Raw genomic sequence first — 16,183 nt, forward strand, 5'->3', positions numbered from 1 at the left:
GAGCGTTACGGGGCCTCCGCTCTGGACGGCTGTGGATACTCGCCGGTACCTTTGATCTGAGCAAGCGCTTAGACATGCCCAGGTTCTGGAGGTGGCGGGGTGGCGAGCGGGGTGGCTCCGGGAACGCGTGAGGGCCGGAGACGCTGGTCTCCGGCCCCTTGTCGTGCGTGTGGCGTGACGCGTCACGCCCAGAGCTGGCCCTGGAGGGTGTCGATGGCCTCTTCCGTCGTCGCGGCGGTGTAGACGCCGGTCGACAGGTACTTCCAGCCGCCGTCGGCGACGACGAAGACGACGTCGGCGGAGTCACCGGCCTTCTGCGCCTTGGTCGCGACGCCGATCGCCGCGTGCAGGGCGGCGCCGGTGGAGACGCCGGCGAAGATGCCCTCCTGCTGGAGGAGTTCGCGGGTGCGGGTGACGGCGTCGGCGGAGCCGACGGAGAAGCGGGTGGTGAGGACGGAGGCGTCGTACAGCTCGGGGACGAAGCCCTCGTCGAGGTTGCGCAGACCGTAGACGAGGTCGTCGTACCGCGGTTCGGCGGCGACGATCTTGACGTCGGGCTTGTTCTCGCGCAGGTAGCGGCCGACGCCCATGAGGGTGCCGGTGGTGCCGAGGCCGGCCACGAAGTGGGTGATGGACGGCAGGTCGGCGAGGATCTCGGGGCCGGTGGTCGCGTAGTGGGCGCCGGCGTTGTCCGGGTTACCGTACTGGTAGAGCATCACCCAGTCGGGGTGCTCGACGGAGAGTTCCTTGGCGACGCGTACGGCGGTGTTGGAGCCGCCGGCGGCCGGGGAGGAGATGATCTCCGCGCCCCACATGCCGAGCAGGTCACGGCGTTCCTGCGAGGTGTTCTCGGGCATCACGCAGACCATGCGGTAGCCCTTGAGCTTGGCGGCCATGGCGAGGGAGATGCCGGTGTTGCCGCTGGTCGGCTCGAGGATGGTGCAGCCGGGGGTGAGGCGGCCGTCCTTCTCCGCCTGTTCGATCATGAACAGGGCGGGGCGGTCCTTGACCGAGCCGGTGGGGTTGCGGTCCTCCAGCTTCGCCCAGATCCGGACGTCGGCGGACGGCGACAGCCGCGGCAGGCGCACCAGGGGGGTGTTGCCCACCGCGGCCAGTGGGGAGTCGTAGCGCATCGCCGATCAGGCCATACCGCCGGCCACGGCCGGCAGGATCGTGACGTTGTCGCCGTCGGACAGCTTGGTGTTGATGCCGTCCAGGAAGCGGACGTCCTCGTCGTTGAGGTAGACGTTGACGAAGCGGCGCAGCTGCTCGCCGTCCACGATGCGGGCATGGATGCCCGTGTGCCGGGTCTCGAGGTCGGTGAAGAGCTCGGCGAGGGTGTCCCCGGTGCCCTCCACCGCCTTCTGACCGTCGGTGTACTGGCGGAGGATGGTCGGGATGCGGACCTCGATGGCCATGGCTGAGGGCTCCTGTCGGAAGTGTCTGTCGTGGGTTCGTCAGGGCGCGCGGCGGCGCGCGGCAGTTCGCCGCGGCTCACGGCCCACGGCGGCAGCGGAAGATCAACAGATGGCGCTGTTCAGCCTGCACAGGTCGACGTGCAACCGCGCCACGAGCAGGGCGCCCGGCGCTGTTTCGCTCACGTCTGGAAGAACCATGGGGTCATCGTATCGATTCCCGGACCGGCCTCCGGAGTGTGATCTCACCCTTCGGACATCTTTCTTCCGCCATACGGGACCGGGGTCTGTTCGCCCGGTCAGTAGGCCTCGACGACCTCGACCTCCTCCTCGGTGACCTCGCCCTCCAGGATGCGGAAGGAGCGGAACTGGAACTCGCCGGCGCCGTCGGTGTCGGCGGTGGAGACCAGGACGTAGTGGGCGCCGGGCTCGTTGGCGTAGGAGATGTCGGTGCGGGAGGGGTAGGCCTCGGTCGCGGTGTGGGAGTGGTAGATGACCACCGGCTCCTCGTCGTTGTCGTCCATCTCGCGGTACAGCTTCAGCAGGTCCTGGGAGTCGAACTCGTAGAAGGTGGGCGAGCGGGCCGCGTTCAGCATGGGGATGAAGCGCTCGGGGCGGCCGGCGCCCACCGGGCCCGCCACCACGCCGCACGCCTCGTCGGGGTGGTCCTCGCGGGCGTGGGCGACGATTCTGTCGTACAGGGCCTGGGTGATGGTCAGCATGGGGCTCAGGATAAGCAGACGGGCCGTTCCGTACCGAGGGGTGGTACGGAACGGCCCGTATGCCGGACGCCTTGAGCGGAGGGGCGCAGGGGGTGCCACGAGTACCCCCTGCGGCCCGGCGTCCCGGGGTGAGGTCTGCGGTGGTCAGCCGACCTTTTCGAACCGGCTGTCGTCGCGCCGGGTGACCTGCGGGTTGCGGCGCCTGAGGAAGAACCAGCCGATCCCCAGGGCGAGGGCCCAGCCGGCCATCACGTACAGGCAGATCCTGGAGTCCGCGTCGATTGCGATCAGGGCGGTGACGAAGAGCAGGAACGCGATGGCGATGTAGGAGCAGACCGAGCCGCCGGGCGCCGGGAAGGACGAGGCGGGCAGCCGGCCCGCGACGACCTTGCGGCGGTAGAGGACGTGGCTGATCAGGATCATCAGCCAGGTCCAGATGCCGGCCGCGGTGGCGACGGAGGTGACGTAGCCGAAGGCCTTCTCCGGGACGGTGTAGTTCAGGACGACGCCGATGCCCATGAAGATCACCGAGGTGAAGATGCCGAGCGCCGGGGTCTTGGTGGACGACAGCCGCTGGAAGACCTTCGGGGCCTCGCCGTTGTCGGCGAGGTTGCGCAGCATGCGGCCGGTGGAGTACATGCCGGAGTTGCAGGACGACAGGGCGGCGGTGAGGACGACGAAGTTGACGATGCCGGCGCCGGCCGGGATGCCGATGACCGCGAACGCCTTCACGAAGGGGCTGACCCCCTCGGAGAACTCGGTCCACTTGACCACGCACAGGATGACGGTGAGGGCGCCGACGTAGAAGAGGGCGATGCGCCAGGGCAGGGTGTTGATCGCCTTGGGCAGGGTCTTCTCGGGGTTCTCGGACTCGCCGGCCGTGACGCCGACGAGCTCGACGGCGAGGTAGGCGAACATGACGCCCTGCAGGGTCATCAGGGACGAGCCGATGCCCTTGGGGAAGAAGCCGTCGAAGGCCCAGAGGTTGGAGACGGCGGCGGTGTCACCGGCCTGGCTGAAGCCGAGGGTGAGCACGCCGAGACCGATCACGATCATGCCGATGATGGCGGTGACCTTGACCATGGAGAACCAGAACTCGATCTCGCCGAAGAGCTTCACCGAGATCAGGTTGGCGCCGAACAGGATGACCAGGAAGACCAGGGCCGAGGTCCACTGCGGGATCGCCGGGAACCAGTAGTTGATGTAGATGGCGGCGGCGGTGAGTTCCGCCATGCCGGTGACCACCCACATCAGCCAATACGTCCAGCCGGTGAAGTAGCCGAAGAACGGGCCGAGGAACTCGCGCGAGTATTCGGCGAACGAGCCCGAGACGGGACGGTAGAGCAGGAGCTCGCCGAGGGCCCGCATGATGAAGAAGATGATGACGCCGGCGAGGGCGTACATGACGATCAGGCTGGGGCCGGCCTTGGCGATGTTCGCCCCGGCTCCCAGGAAGAGCCCGACGCCGATGGCGCCGCCGATCGCGATCATCTGGACTTGGCGGCTGTTGAGGCCGCGCTCGTACCCCTCTTCGGGTACGGACTCCGTGTCGACCTGCGGTGAGGCCATGTGTGGTGCGCCTTTCTCCATGCCGACCCGGGCCGCTGTCGGCCTCGGATCGGGTCTCGATCCCCCCGGACTGATGGAGCTGGGCGGGCTCTGGGAGTCCGCCCGTGCCTGGCCGGCGGTCGCCGGCTCGGTGGCGCACCCGGCGGAACATACGGGTGGTGTTCGCCGGGCGGTCGTGAAGATTTATCACGGCCGCCATACTGATCACACGGACGGTTTGTGGTGTGCTTCACAAGGAGAAGCGGACAAAAGGCACCTGAAGAGCCCATAGGCGGCGGGCTCTTTGACGCGATCGTTATCCGGATTTGAGTGTCCTCTGAGCGAACGCGTCAGCGAACTTTTCCGGACATTCGACGCCGACTCATGGCATGAGGGTCACGGTGTGCGGGTCACGGCATGAGCGTCGAGACGAGGGTCTCCTGGAGTCCGCCGAGCCACAGGTACGCCATCACCATCGGCTTGCGCGGGTCCTCGGCGGGGAGGTGGAAGAGGAGGTCGCTGTCGTCCTCGTCGCTGATCTCCAGGCGGGAGCCGATCGCGAGGCGCAGGTCGTTGAGGGTGCCGAGCCACCGGCGGGACTCGTCCGGCGACAGTTCCAGCACCGCGCCGCCCTCGCCGGCCGGGGTGAGCGCGTCCAGGGAGCGGATCACCGCGAGGGCGTTGTCGCGCTTGCCGGCCCGCAGGTCGTTCTCGGTGTAGCGGCGGAACTCGGCGGAGTGGGCCCGCTGCTCCTCGGCCTCCTCGGCGCGCGGGGTGGCCTCGGGGTCGCCGTAGGCGTCCGGGAAGAGGCGGCGCAGCACGGGGTCGGAGGGGGGTTCGCTCGGCCCCTCGGTGAAGAGGCCGGCGAACGGGTCGCCGGAGGCGTCCTCGGCGGGTCCGGGGCCGATGAGCTCCGTCAGTTGTACGGCGAGGGACCGGATGATGGAGATCTCGACCTCGTCGAGGGCGACGGCCGCGCCGCCGCCGGGGAGCGGTTCGAAGGTTCCTGGCATGGCGGCGATTGGCTGCTTCCGGTCCTGCGGGCGGGGGCGGGGGTGGGGGCGGGTCATGTCCGGTTCGGTCATGTCCGGATCGGTCACTTCCGGTCGTGCTGGAGGGTGGCCCACAGTCCGTAGCCGTGCATGGCCTGGACGTCGCGTTCCATCTCCTCGCGGGTGCCGCTGGAGACGACCGCCCGGCCCTTGTGGTGGACGTCGAGCATGAGCTTGGTGGCCTTGTCCTTGCTGTAGCCGAAGTACGACTGGAAGACGTACGTCACGTAGCTCATGAGGTTGACCGGGTCGTTGTGGACGATGGTCACCCACGGGACGTCGGGCTCGGGTACGGCGAAGGCCTCCTCCGCCGATTCGGTGCGTTCGATCTCCAGGGGCGCGGGTGACGTCACACAGCCCATGCTGCCACCGCAGGGGGGTGGTCGCACAAACCGGCCCGCTGTTCCGGTACCCGGACCCGAAATCGTCAAAGTGACGAAATGGGGGTAGCATCCCTGCCATGAACACAGCGGACCTTGGGCTGCCGGTGGATGTCCCCTCGACGGCGCTCTTCACTGACCAGTACGAGCTGACGATGCTGCGGGCCGCGCTGAAGGCCGGCACGGCCGGGCGGCGCAGCGTGTTCGAGGTCTTCACCCGGCGGCTGCCCGACGGCCGCCGCTACGGCGTGGTGGCCGGCACCGGGCGGGTGCTGGACGCGGTGGAGAACTTCCGCTTCGACCCGGGCGTCCTCGGGTTCCTGCGCGAGAAGGACATCGTCGACGAGGAGACCCTGGACTGGCTGGCCGGCTACCGCTTCTCCGGTGACATCTGGGGCTACCCCGAGGGAGAGGTGTACTTCCCGGGCTCGCCGATCATGCGGGTCGAGGGCAGCTTCGCGGAGTGCGTGCTCCTGGAGACGGTGATCCTGTCGATCCTCAACCACGACTCCGCGATCGCCGCCGCGGCCTCCCGGATGTCGTCCGCCGCCGGCGACCGGCCGCTGATCGAGATGGGCGCCCGGCGCACCCACGAGCTGGCCGCGGTGGCCGCCGCCCGGGCCGCGTACGTCGGCGGCTTCGCCTCCACCTCCGACCTGGCGGCCGGCTTCCGCTACGGCATCCCCACCGTGGGCACCTCCGCCCACGCCTTCACCCTGCTGCACGACAGCGAGCGGGACGCCTTCCGAGCCCAGGTGGACTCCCTCGGCGGCGGTACGACGCTGCTGGTGGACACCTACGACGTGGCCGAGGCGGTCCGCACGGCCGTGGAGATCGCCGGTCCTGAGCTGGGCGCCGTACGGATCGACTCCGGGGACCTGCTGCTGGTGGCGCACCGGGTGCGGCAGCAGCTGGACGAGCTGGGCGCCACCGACACGAAGATCATCGTGACCTCGGACCTGGACGAGTACGCCATCGCCTCGCTGGCGGCGGCGCCCGTGGACGCGTACGGGGTGGGCACCCAGCTGGTGACCGGCTCGGGACACCCGACGGCCTCCATGGTGTACAAGCTGGTCGCCCGCGCGGAGTCCGCCGACCCGAAGGCGCCGCTGGTGCCGGTGGCGAAGAAGTCCACCGGCGGCAAGACCTCCGTCGGCGGCCGCAAGTGGGCCGCGCGGCGGCTGGACGAGCACGGGGTCGCCGAGGCCGAGGTGGTCGGCACCGGTGCGGTGCCGGGCGACCTGGCCGACCGGCAGCTCCTGGTGAAGCTGGTCGAGGGCGGCGGGGTGATCGCCCGGGAGCCGCTGGACGTGGTCCGCGACCGGCACGCGGCGGCCCGCGCGGGTCTGCCGCTGTCCGCCACACAGCTCTCCCGCGGGGAACCCGTCCTTCCGACGGAGTACGCGCACGGGCCGTCGGGTAGCTGAAAACGTGCCCCCCGTGCGCGGGGCGGGGCTTCCGGTACGCGGGTGGGGGCTCCCGCCCGCCCTGCCGTGCCCCTGTCCGCGTCGTCCGTAATTCAATAGGCTCGGAGGTTCACCCGGCCGGGCCGTCCCCACCCGACCCCATAGCCGAAGGACACCGACCATGCGCCGCGCACTGATCGTCGTCGACGTGCAGAACGACTTCTGCGAGGGGGGCAGCCTCGCCGTGGCCGGCGGTGCGGATGTGGCTGCCGCCATCACCGAGCTGATCGGGCAGGCCCCCGCCGGTTACCGGCATGTGGTGGCCACCCGGGACCACCACATCGCGCCCGGCGGACACTTCGCCGACAACCCCGACTACGTCCGGTCCTGGCCCGCGCACTGTGTCGCCGGGACGGAGGGGGTCGGGTTCCATCCGAACTTCGCCCCCGCGGTGACGTCGGGCGCGATCGACGCCGTGTTCGACAAGGGGGCGTACTCGGCCGCTTACAGCGGGTTCGAGGGGGCCGACGAGAACGGGACGTCGCTGGCGGAGTGGCTGCGGGAGCGGGGGGTCGACGAGGTGGACGTGGTGGGGATCGCCACGGATCACTGTGTGCGGGCCACTGCGCTGGACGCGGCGCGGGAGGGTTTCCGCACCCAGGTGCTGCTCGATCTCACGGCGGGGGTGGCGGCGGAGACCACTGAGCGGGCGCTGGAGGAGCTGCGCTCGGCGGGGGTGGAGTTGTCGGGGAAGCCGGTTGTGCAGTGAGCCCTGTGGGGGTGGCCCGGGGGGTGGTCAGCTCGCGGCGCTGAGCCGGTGCCGCTGCGCCCACCCGTGCCGCCCTGCGGCACGATTGCCCGCAGCTGCGCCGGCGGCTGCGTGTTACGCCCGCGTGGGGGGTCTGAGCAGGGCTCTTATGGGGTGCCAGAGTTCCAGGGTCAGGGTGTCGGTGGTGCGCCATATGAGGCCGTCGGGGTGGTGGAGGACCGCCGTGATCTCGTCGGGGGTGGGTGGGGCGGCGTTGCCCCGTAGGTAGATCGCTCGCAGGCCCAGGTTGCGGAGCCTGGTCAGGGCTCGGGCGCGGTTCTGGGCGTGGACGAGGACGCGGACTCCGGCCGGTGCGTCGGCGGCGGGGCTGGGCAGGTTCAGCGCCACCACCACCGTGCCGTTCGGCAGCTTGCAGAAACCTCCTGCGGCCATGTGGTCATACCCCCGTGTCAGCCGGTGTCAATAAGCGGGTCACAGGAGGCACCTAAACACGGATCGGCGGTGACCCGCCAGGGGGTCACCGCCGATCATGCTCTGACCTGCGAAGATGCTATTTACCTGCCCGCAGGGCCGACCTCGAGCTCGATCGTCGAGCCGTCCCTGGCCTCCTTGAGGATCTTGATCTTCGTGTTGGTGTCAGTGACCTTGACACCGGCGGTCGGGTTCGACTCGTCGTAGTAGGTGCTGGTGCGGTCGTTGAAGACCGACACGCCCTTCGACGACGGGATCCAGGTCGCCACGTCCGCCTTGTGCAGCGTCATGCCGTCGGTGCGGTACTTGCTGAACGGCGCGTCGTAGGTCTGGATGCGGTTGCGCATCAGCGTGCCGTCGGACCACTTCAGCGCGGTCGGGTGGGAGTCGACCGGGAGGACCAGACCGGTGCCCGGGTGCTGGCTGGTGTTGTTGTCCGCCTGGGAGGTGTCCCACTTCCAGATCAGCAGGCCGTTCTGGTACGCGTAGTGCTCGACCCAGTCCGGGCGGGACGTGAAGCCGAAGTTGTACGGGCCGACCTCGAGGGTCTTGTCGTACGACACGTACTGGCGGTTCTCGGCGATGTAGTACTGCGCGTAGTCCTTGGTGAAGGACGCGCCGACGCGGGAGAAGCCGGTCGCCGTCCAGGCGGCGTCCGCGCTCTCGGCGTTGTCCGAGAAGACCGGGGCGCCGTCCGCCGTCACGGTGATCGCGTCGGCCGTGAAGCCCTTGAGGGCCACGCCGCCGTCGCTCTGGTAGCGGAAGCGCAGGTCGATCTTCTGACCGGCGTAGGCGTCGAGGGAGTACGCGAACTTCTTGTAGCCGTCGAGCGTGCCGTGCAGGGCGGGCTTGTCGCTGCCGTCGCGCGGGACCGGCTGGCCGTCGACCGTGCCGTCGATGGCGGTCCAGTTGGCGCCGCCGTCGGTGGACACCTCGGTGTAGAGGTAGTCGTAGTTGGCCTCGATGTCGTACCAGCCGTCGAAGGTGAGGGCGGCGGACGTCTTGCCGGTCAGGTCGACCGAACGGCTCAGGGTGTTCTTGAGGTTGTCACCGCTGCCGCTCCACCACTGGGTGCTGCCCTCGGCCGGCGGGACGATCTCGGTGGTCACGGCCTTCTTCGGCAGCGTGACGACCAGCGCCTGCTTGTTCTTGGTGTTGTACTCGGCGACGCCCAGCTTGTGCCAGGAGTTGACGCCGGCCTTGGCCGTGTCGTAGTTCAGCCAGCCGAGCTGCAGCTTGTCCCAGGCGGTCATGTCGCCGGGCAGGTCACCGATCTCCTTCTTCCCGGTGCCGAGCCAGGAACCGGAGGACATCAGCGTCCAGAAGCCGGTGGAGTTCTCGCCGCCGGCGGTGTCGTAGTGGTCCGGCAGACCGAGGTCGTGGCCGTACTCGTGGGCGAAGACGCCGAGTCCGCCGTTCTCCGGCTGGACGGTGTAGTCGCCGACCCAGATGCCGGTGGAGCCGATCTGGGTGCCGCCGAGCTTGTTCTGCTCGGGGCCGGTGGCGCCGGCGTCGGTGCCGAAGGCGTACCAGCGGTGGGCCCAGATCGCGTCCTCGCCCTGGGCGCCGCCGCCGGCGGACTCGTCCTCGCCGGCGTGCACGATCTGGAAGTGGTCGATGTAGCCGTCGGGCTCGTTGAAGTCGCCGTCGCCGTCGAAGTCGTAGCGGTCCCACTCGTCGAACCGGGCCGCGTCCGCCTTGATCTGGGCGTCGGTGCGGCCGGCCGCCTTCTGCTGGGCGACCCAGGCGTTCAGGCCGTCGCTGACGACGTTCCACACGCTGGGGCAGTTGGTGTCGCCGCAGGCGTTGTTGCCGTAACGGGCCTCGTTGTACGGGACCTTGACCCAGTCGGAGACCTCGCCCTCGACCGAGTAACGGCCGGAGGACTGCTTCTCGTAGTAGGTCTTGACCGAGTCGACGCCCTTGCCGGACCCGAAGTACAGGTCCTCGAAGTGCTGCTGGTCGCAGTCCTCCTGCCAGGCCGTGGAGTTGTCCGTCGCACGGTCCGGCTCGGCTATCTGGTTGTGCAGCGGGCCGGCGTCGCCGCCGTAGCGGCTGTCGACCTTGTCGCCGAACTCGACCAGGATCGTGAAGATCTTGTCGGTCTTCTCGCGGCCGAGCTCTACGTACTTGCTGTCGCCCTTCTTGCTCTTCAGCTGGACGACCTTCGAACCCTCACGGTCCTTGACCGATGCCTTACCGGATATGACCTGGTTGAGGGCTTCCTCGCGCTGGGCCTCCTGCGTCTTGGTGAGCGGGCCCGCGAGGTCGTGCTCGACGTGGTCGTGCTCGGCCGGGTCGTGCCGGTCCACGGCGCCGGGGCGGTCGGCCTTGTCAGCCGGGTCGGCCTGGGCCACGGTGAACGCAGAGCAGGTGGCGGTGACCGCCGCGAGGGCCACGCCTGTCGCGGCCGCTCTGAACGTCCAGGGTCTACTGGTCACTTGAGATCCCCTCCCGCGTGCGTGCGCGCGGCCGAAGGAGGTTCCGTCTATGGAAGGTCCCGCACGCACGTGATCAACGCGTGTAGTCAAGTGACGACATTTGACTAGAGGTTCGCAAGAAAAAACAGTCCTTGACTTGAACAGTTCAATTGCATTATGCGGAGCCGACGTCCGCTTACCGGACACACCCGGGCGAAACCCCGCGGGCGCGCACGACCGTCCACTTGATGGACGCCATGAATCCGTGCGCCCCCTGTGCACCGGCCCTGTCGGTCAGGTCACGCTTACTGTCCGTTCCACTCGGGCACGCTCGCGGTTAGAGTCGTTTGGTAAAACCGCCCTGAACCGGTGGAAAGCCAGGCGGACAGCTCCCGACTCCCGAGGACACGATGGCCATGCCCCGTCCGACTGTCGCTCAGCTCGCTTACGGTTCGTGCACCGTGATCTTCTCGACGTTCGCCATGCTGCTGTTGTCCGGAGCGAGTTCGGGCGTGGGCGTCGCGATCGTCGCCGTCTCGGCGCTCGCCCTCGGACTGCTGGTGGCCATGACGGTTCCGTCCTCCGGGCCCCGGCGGCCCGCCGTGGCGGAACGGCCCGCGGCCCCGGAGCCGGTCCAGCCGGCACAGCCGGTACGGGCCACCGTCCCCCCTCCGGCCCGCGAGCCGGTGCGGGAGCGCGCGGCGTCCTGACAGTGCGTCGCTCTCATCCGGTGCTGACCACCACGGTCTTGGCCGCCTTGTCGTGCAGGCCCTGCTTGTAGGGCCGGTCGAAGAAGCTCCAGCCGCCCGCGATCACGGTCCACACGCAGGCGCAGCAGAACGCGAACGGCAGCCACAGCACGAGGGCGCGGATCAGCGCGGTCTGCACGGAGGGGGTGGAGCCGTCGGCGAGGTCGGCCACCCGCATGCGCAGCCATTTCTTGCCCAGGGTCTGGCCGCCTCGGGCGGTCATGAAGGTGTCGTAGGCGATGTAGAGGACCGCGGCGACGACGGACTGCGCGAAGGAGTTGCCGACGTTGATGTCGTTGCCGTCGACGTCGTACTCGCTGACCCCGAACGGCCAGGTGAGCAGCCAGACGACGATGCCGACGAGGACCATGTCGATGACGCGGGCGAGCGTGCGCCTGCCGCTGTCGGCGAGCGGGGGCATGCCGGCGAGGGGATCGGAGGGGCCGGGGGGACCTCCGTAGGGGCCACCGCCGCCACCGCCGTAGGGGCCACCGCCGCCACCGCCGTACGGCCCGTCACCGCCTCCGGGTGGCGGGGGCGGGCCGCCGGGGGTGTCGTACGGGGAGCCCGGCCCCGGGGTCTCGGGGCCGCCCGGCGGGGGGTGCTTCTTGAACGGGTCGTCGTCCGGCGGCTGCCGACCGGAGCCGGGGGGCGGTTCGGTGGTCATGCCCCCGAGTCGACCGTGAACCCTCCGGCCCCGCATCCGGCGAGCGGCCGTCCGGAGTAGCGGCGGTGGCGGCAGCAGCGGCGGTGCGGGTGACGCGGACTCAGCCGGCGGCGACGAACGTGTGCGCGGCCTTGTCGTGCCAGCACTGGCGCCAGGGCTTGTCGAACAGGCACCACAGGACGCCGACGACACCGACGACGAGCAGCCCGGGCACGCTGTAGACGAGCCAGCGGCGCAGGGCCGCGCCGAAGGACGGCGCCTCGTGCCCCTCGATGTCCCGCACCTCGATGCCCAGCAGCCTCTTGCCCAGGGTGCGGCCCCACTTGACGGTCGGCAGCACCTCGAGGAGGACACCGGCGAGGAGGAGGACGGCCAGGACGATGCCCAGGTGCACGGAGGTGGTGCCGTCGAGCAGCCAGACGGTGACGGTCTCGCCGGACAGCTTGGCCGCGTCGATCTTCGCGTCGATGTGGTCCATGGCCTTGATGCCGAGCGGCACGGCGGCCACCGCGGTGACGGCGCCGAGGACGACGGTGTCCAGCAGCCGGGCGGCCAGCCGCCTGCCGAGCGCGGCGGGGCGGGCCGCGGCCTGACGCCGGGCGGCGGCCTGGAACACGTCCTCGACCGGCGGCTTCCAGGGCGCGACGGGCGGCTCCTCGCCGCCGGCCAGCCGGTGCACCTGCTGCGCCCAGGAGGACTGGCCCCCGCCGGCACCGCTCGTCAGGGGCGCGGAGGCGGCAGCGGCCGGCGGGGGCACCGCGCCCGCCGCGTGCCCCGTCCCCGCCGGGCCCGCGGTCTGCGGGGGCACGGCCGGGGCGGCGGCCTGCTGGGGTCCGGACGGCGCCGTGGCGGCAGCCGCGGCGGCACGGGCGGCCGCCGCCTTGCCGGCCCCGAACCCGGGCCGCCCGGAGGCGGTGGAGCCCGCCTGCTGCCCCGCGGGGTCCTGTCCCGCGCGCGGGGTGACGGCGCGGAAGGTCATCGTGCCCTCGTCCGCGCGTTCCCCGTCGGGGGCCCCGGCCTCCTGCCGCGGCGTCGGCGCCGGCCTGCGGAACACGAAGGTGTTGCCCGAACCGGCCGCGGTCCGCTCGTCCGGGGCGTCCGCGCCCGCGGGCCCGCCCTCCGGCGCGGAGGGTGCGGAGGGCGCGGACGGCGGGGCCGTGTGCGGCACCCTCGGGTCGGCGCCCCAGGACACCTTGCGGTCCTGGTCGCCGCCGAAGCCGGTCTGGTGGGAGCGGTCGGCGCCCCACGCCGAGGCGGGCTCGGGCCGGCTGCCGTGCTGGGACTCGGCCTGGGACTGCTCCTCGAGGGGGTCCTCGTCGAAGAAGTGCGGTCCGGTCTCCTCGACGGAGGGCCGCGCCGGGCCCGCGCCGGGCGGTGGTGCGAGCGACTCGCCCTCCTTGGGCGCCGGACGGCTCGTGCCCGGTACCCAGGAGGCACCGTTCCAGTACCGGACATATCCGGGAATGGACGGGTCCGGGTAGTACCCTTCGCGGGGCCTGTCGTCGCCGGGGGCCGGGGTTGGGGCACTCATTCCGTCGTCCCGTATCTGCTCGGTGGGGTGGGTCGGGGGGAACCACATCTATCAGACGGGCGGGGACCTGACCGCCCGTCCGGTCCGACCCCACCCCTTTCGGGCATCTTCTCGTTCAGAAGAGCTTGCCCGGGTTGAGAATGCCCAGCGGGTCGAAGACCTGCTTGACGGCCCGCTGCATCTCCAGTCCCACGGGGCCGATCTCGCGCGCCAGCCACTCCTTCTTCAGCACGCCGACTCCGTGTTCGCCGGTGATGGTGCCGCCGAGTTCCAGGCCGAGCGCCATGATCTCGTCGAAGGACTCCCTCGCCCGCCGCGACTCCTCGGGGTCGGACGCGTCGAAGCAGACCGTCGGGTGGGTGTTGCCGTCGCCGGCGTGGGCGACGACGCCGATGGTGAGCCGGTGCTTCTCGGAGATCCGTTCGACGCCGTCGATGAGCTCGCCGAGCCGGGAGCGGGGCACGCACACGTCGTCGATCATCGTCGTGCCCTTGACCGCCTCGAGGGCGACCAGGGACGACCGCCGTGCCTGGAGCAGCAGTTCGGACTCGGCGGCGTCCTCGGCCGGCACGACCTGGGTGGCGCCGGCGGCCTCGCACAGCGCGCCGACGGCGGCGAGGTCGGCGGCCGGGTCGGTGGTGTCGAAGGCGGCGAGCAGCAGGGCCTCGGTGGACTCCGGGAGGCCCATGCGGGTCATGTCGTTGACGGCCTTGACCGTCGTACGGTCCATCAGTTCGAGGAGTGAGGGGACGTGCCCGCCGGCCATGATGCGGCACACGGCGTCGCAGGCGGCGGCGCCGGAGGAGAACTCGGCGGCCAGCACCAGCTGCCCGGGCGGTTTGGGCCGCAGGGCGAGGACCGCGCGGACGACGATGCCGAGGGAGCCCTCGGAGCCGACGAAGAGGCGGGTCAGGTCGTATCCGGCGACGCCCTTGGCGGTGCGGCGGCCGGTGGACATCAGGCGGCCGTCGGCCAGGACGACGTCCAGACCGAGGACGTACTCGGCCGTCACCCCGTACTTCACGCAGCACAGCCCGCCCGACGCGGTGCCGATGTTGCCGCCGATGGTGCACATCTCCCAGCTGGAGGGGTCCGGCGGGTAGGAGAGGCCGTGTTCGCCGACGGCGCGGGAGAGCGTGGCGTTGACGACGCCGGGTTCGACGACGGCGATCCGGTCGACCGGGTTGATCTCCAGGACGCGGTCCATCCTGGTCAGGGAGAGGACGATGCAGCCGTCGGTGGCGTTGGCGGCGCCGGACAGCCCGGTGCGGGCGCCCTGCGGGACGACGGGGACGCGCAGCTCGGTGGCGGTGCGCATGACGTGCTGGACCTGCTCGACCGTGCGCGGCAGGACCACCACCGCGGGGCTGCCGGCCGGGCAGAAGCTCGCCATGTCGGTGGCGTAGGAGGCCGTGACGTCGGGGTCGGTGAGGACGGCCTCGGGGGGCAGGCCGCCGAGCAGCCGGTCGACGAGGGGGCCGGCCGCCACCGTGTCTTCATCGCGTCGCGCTTCGATACGGCTCATGATCACAGCGTGACACCGGGGGCCATCGGTGTGAACCCCGCGTACGGCAGCCGCGTCACATCGGGGTGTGATCATCGTACGGACGTGGGGTGGGGCGCACAGTGTGCGCCATGACTGTGTGCGCCACGGACGACAAGCCACATGAGCCCCGGCGGCGGGTCCGCCGTCGGGCGCTGCTCGCCTCGGCCACCGCGTGTGCGGTGCTGGGCGGGGTGCTGGTGCTGCTGCCCCGGTGGCAGCAGGCACCGCCCGCACCGGATCCGGGGGCGCGGGCGCTGGTGGCGGTCACCAGCGGGGTGCCGGCCGCGCTGCCCGACCTGCAGGCGCTGGTCGAGGAGCGCGAGCGGCGGGTGCGGAGGCATCCGGGGGACGCGGAGTCCTGGGCGGTGCTCGGGGCGGCCCTGGTGGAGCAGGGGCTGCGGCTGGCGGACCCGACGTACTGGCCGCGGGCCGAGAAGGCGCTGCGCGCCTCGCTGAAGGTGCGGACGAAGGGGAACGCCCCGGCGCTGCGGGGGCTGGCCGCGCTGGCGAACGCGCGGCGGGACTTCGCCGGGGCGCGGAAGTGGGGTGAGGCGGCGCGGAGGCTGGAGCCGGAACGGTGGACGACGTATCCGCTGCTGCTCGAGGCGTCCGCCGGGCTCGGTGACGACGAGGAGACGGGGAAGCTGCTGGAGAAGCTGCAGGACCTGCGCTCCGGTCCCGCCGTGATGGCGCGGGCGGCGGCCGTGTACCGGGACCGGGGCTGGCGGGAGGACGCGGCGGCGAAGCTCGCCGACGCGGTGTCGGCCGCCGGGGAGCCGGCCGAGCGGGCGGCGTACCTGGAGCGGGCCGGGCAGCTCGCCTGGGAGCGCGGCGACCGTCAGGACGCGCTGCGGCACTTCCAGGAGGCGGTGCGGATCGACCCCGATCAGCGGGCGGCGCAGGCCGGGCAGGGCAGGGCGCTGGCGGCGCTGGGGCGGATGACGGAGGCGCTGAGCGCGTACCGGATGGCGCTGGCGAAGCAGCCCCGGCCGGAGTACGCGCTGGAGCTGGGGGAGCTGTACGAGTCGCTGGGGCTGGAGCGGGCGGCGGGGGTGCAGTACGGGGTGCTGCGGGAGCGGGTGCGGCTGGCCGCGGCGCACGGGGGTGACGAGGGGGTGGTGCTGGGGCGGTTCGAGGCGGATCACGGGGATGCGGAGAGTGCCGTGCGGCGGCTTCGGGCGGAGTGGGAGCGGCAGCCGTCGACGGAGGTGGCGGACGCGCTGGGGTGGGCGTTGCACCGGGCCGGGGAGGACGAGGAGGCGCTGCCCTTCGCGGTACGGGCGACCGAGGGGACGGAGGGGGGTGGGGTGCGCAGTGCGCTGTACGTGTTCCACCGGGGGGTGATCGAGCGGTCGCTGGAGCGGTACGGGGCGGCGCGGCGGCACTTGAAGGAGGCGCTTCGGATCAACCCGTGGTTCTCGCCGTTGTGGGTGCCGCGGGCGAAAGCGGCGCTGGCCCGCCTGGGTGAGCCTTCCGTCCAGGCGGGGCCTGAGTCCCGCTAGTCGCG

At 71.1% G+C, this 16,183-nt stretch carries 16 protein-coding genes; 4 read left to right on the forward strand and 12 right to left on the reverse strand.

Translation table 11 applies throughout. The features are described 5' to 3' along the window. Positions 1 to 182: 182 nt before the first annotated feature. The 7 genes from KUM38_RS19855 to clpS form a co-directional block, all read right to left on the reverse strand. Complete coding sequence (locus tag KUM38_RS19855; protein WP_217130745.1) at positions 183 to 1,133, reverse strand: PLP-dependent cysteine synthase family protein; 951 nt, start codon at positions 1,131 to 1,133, stop codon at positions 183 to 185. Positions 1,134 to 1,139: 6 nt separating this feature from the next. Then, positions 1,140 to 1,418 (reverse strand): MoaD/ThiS family protein, encoded by a 279-nt coding sequence (locus tag KUM38_RS19860; protein WP_073931626.1) that lies wholly within the window; start codon positions 1,416 to 1,418, stop codon positions 1,140 to 1,142. Positions 1,419 to 1,520: 102 nt separating this feature from the next. Then, positions 1,521 to 1,616: a putative leader peptide gene (locus tag KUM38_RS43615; protein ID WP_366814419.1), complete on the reverse strand. Its 96-nt coding sequence runs from the start codon at positions 1,614 to 1,616 to the stop codon at positions 1,521 to 1,523. A 98-nt stretch (positions 1,617 to 1,714) separates the two neighbouring features. Then, a complete protein-coding gene (locus KUM38_RS19865; RefSeq protein WP_217130746.1) occupies positions 1,715 to 2,137 on the reverse strand; it encodes a Mov34/MPN/PAD-1 family protein in 423 nt (140 codons plus the stop codon). A gap of 144 nt (positions 2,138 to 2,281) precedes the next feature. Then, positions 2,282 to 3,706, reverse strand: coding sequence for an amino acid permease (locus KUM38_RS19870; RefSeq protein ID WP_217130747.1), 1,425 nt, complete (start codon positions 3,704 to 3,706; stop codon positions 2,282 to 2,284). A 389-nt stretch (positions 3,707 to 4,095) separates the two neighbouring features. Beyond that, a complete protein-coding gene (locus KUM38_RS19875; RefSeq protein WP_217130786.1) occupies positions 4,096 to 4,698 on the reverse strand; it encodes a DUF2017 domain-containing protein in 603 nt (200 codons plus the stop codon). Between the two features lie 83 nt (positions 4,699 to 4,781). Continuing rightward, entirely contained in the window at positions 4,782 to 5,099 is a 318-nt protein-coding gene (clpS, locus tag KUM38_RS19880) for an ATP-dependent Clp protease adapter ClpS (protein ID WP_073931623.1), read from the reverse strand. A gap of 98 nt (positions 5,100 to 5,197) precedes the next feature. Here clpS and KUM38_RS19885 point away from each other — a divergent pair, with 98 nt between their 5' ends. Together KUM38_RS19885 and KUM38_RS19890 are read left to right on the forward strand one after the other, a co-directional pair. After that, on the forward strand, positions 5,198 to 6,544 hold the full coding sequence (locus tag KUM38_RS19885; protein WP_217130748.1) for a nicotinate phosphoribosyltransferase: 1,347 nt from the start codon (positions 5,198 to 5,200) through the stop codon (positions 6,542 to 6,544). 160 nt (positions 6,545 to 6,704) lie between these two features. Then, complete coding sequence (locus tag KUM38_RS19890) at positions 6,705 to 7,292, forward strand: nicotinamidase (protein ID WP_217130749.1); 588 nt, start codon at positions 6,705 to 6,707, stop codon at positions 7,290 to 7,292. A 114-nt stretch (positions 7,293 to 7,406) separates the two neighbouring features. Here KUM38_RS19890 and KUM38_RS19895 read toward each other — a convergent pair whose 3' ends face one another. After that, complete coding sequence (locus KUM38_RS19895) at positions 7,407 to 7,724, reverse strand: hypothetical protein (protein WP_217130750.1); 318 nt, start codon at positions 7,722 to 7,724, stop codon at positions 7,407 to 7,409. A 122-nt stretch (positions 7,725 to 7,846) separates the two neighbouring features. After that, positions 7,847 to 10,204: an immune inhibitor A domain-containing protein gene (locus KUM38_RS19900; protein WP_217130751.1), complete on the reverse strand. Its 2,358-nt coding sequence runs from the start codon at positions 10,202 to 10,204 to the stop codon at positions 7,847 to 7,849. 389 nt (positions 10,205 to 10,593) lie between these two features. Here KUM38_RS19900 and KUM38_RS19905 point away from each other — a divergent pair, with 389 nt between their 5' ends. Continuing rightward, on the forward strand, positions 10,594 to 10,893 hold the full coding sequence (locus KUM38_RS19905; RefSeq protein ID WP_374227061.1) for a hypothetical protein: 300 nt from the start codon (positions 10,594 to 10,596) through the stop codon (positions 10,891 to 10,893). Positions 10,894 to 10,906: 13 nt separating this feature from the next. Here the strand turns inward: KUM38_RS19905 and KUM38_RS19910 are convergent, their stop codons facing one another. From KUM38_RS19910 to KUM38_RS19920, 3 genes are all read right to left on the reverse strand, one after another. Further along, positions 10,907 to 11,599 carry an RDD family protein gene (locus KUM38_RS19910; protein WP_217130753.1) on the reverse strand — a complete coding sequence of 231 codons (693 nt, stop codon included), beginning with the start codon at positions 11,597 to 11,599 and terminating at the stop codon, positions 10,907 to 10,909. A gap of 100 nt (positions 11,600 to 11,699) precedes the next feature. After that, positions 11,700 to 13,130 carry an RDD family protein gene (locus tag KUM38_RS19915; protein ID WP_217130754.1) on the reverse strand — a complete coding sequence of 477 codons (1,431 nt, stop codon included), beginning with the start codon at positions 13,128 to 13,130 and terminating at the stop codon, positions 11,700 to 11,702. 115 nt (positions 13,131 to 13,245) lie between these two features. Beyond that, positions 13,246 to 14,661 carry an FAD-binding oxidoreductase gene (locus tag KUM38_RS19920; protein WP_217130755.1) on the reverse strand — a complete coding sequence of 472 codons (1,416 nt, stop codon included), beginning with the start codon at positions 14,659 to 14,661 and terminating at the stop codon, positions 13,246 to 13,248. 104 nt (positions 14,662 to 14,765) lie between these two features. Here KUM38_RS19920 and KUM38_RS19925 point away from each other — a divergent pair, with 104 nt between their 5' ends. Next, a complete protein-coding gene (locus KUM38_RS19925; RefSeq protein WP_217130756.1) occupies positions 14,766 to 16,178 on the forward strand; it encodes a lipopolysaccharide assembly protein LapB in 1,413 nt (470 codons plus the stop codon). The last annotated feature ends 5 nt before the right edge of the window (positions 16,179 to 16,183 follow it).

The sequence above is a fragment of the Streptomyces sp. AC558_RSS880 genome (assembly GCF_019049255.1).
Lineage (GTDB): Bacteria > Actinomycetota > Actinomycetes > Streptomycetales > Streptomycetaceae > Streptomyces.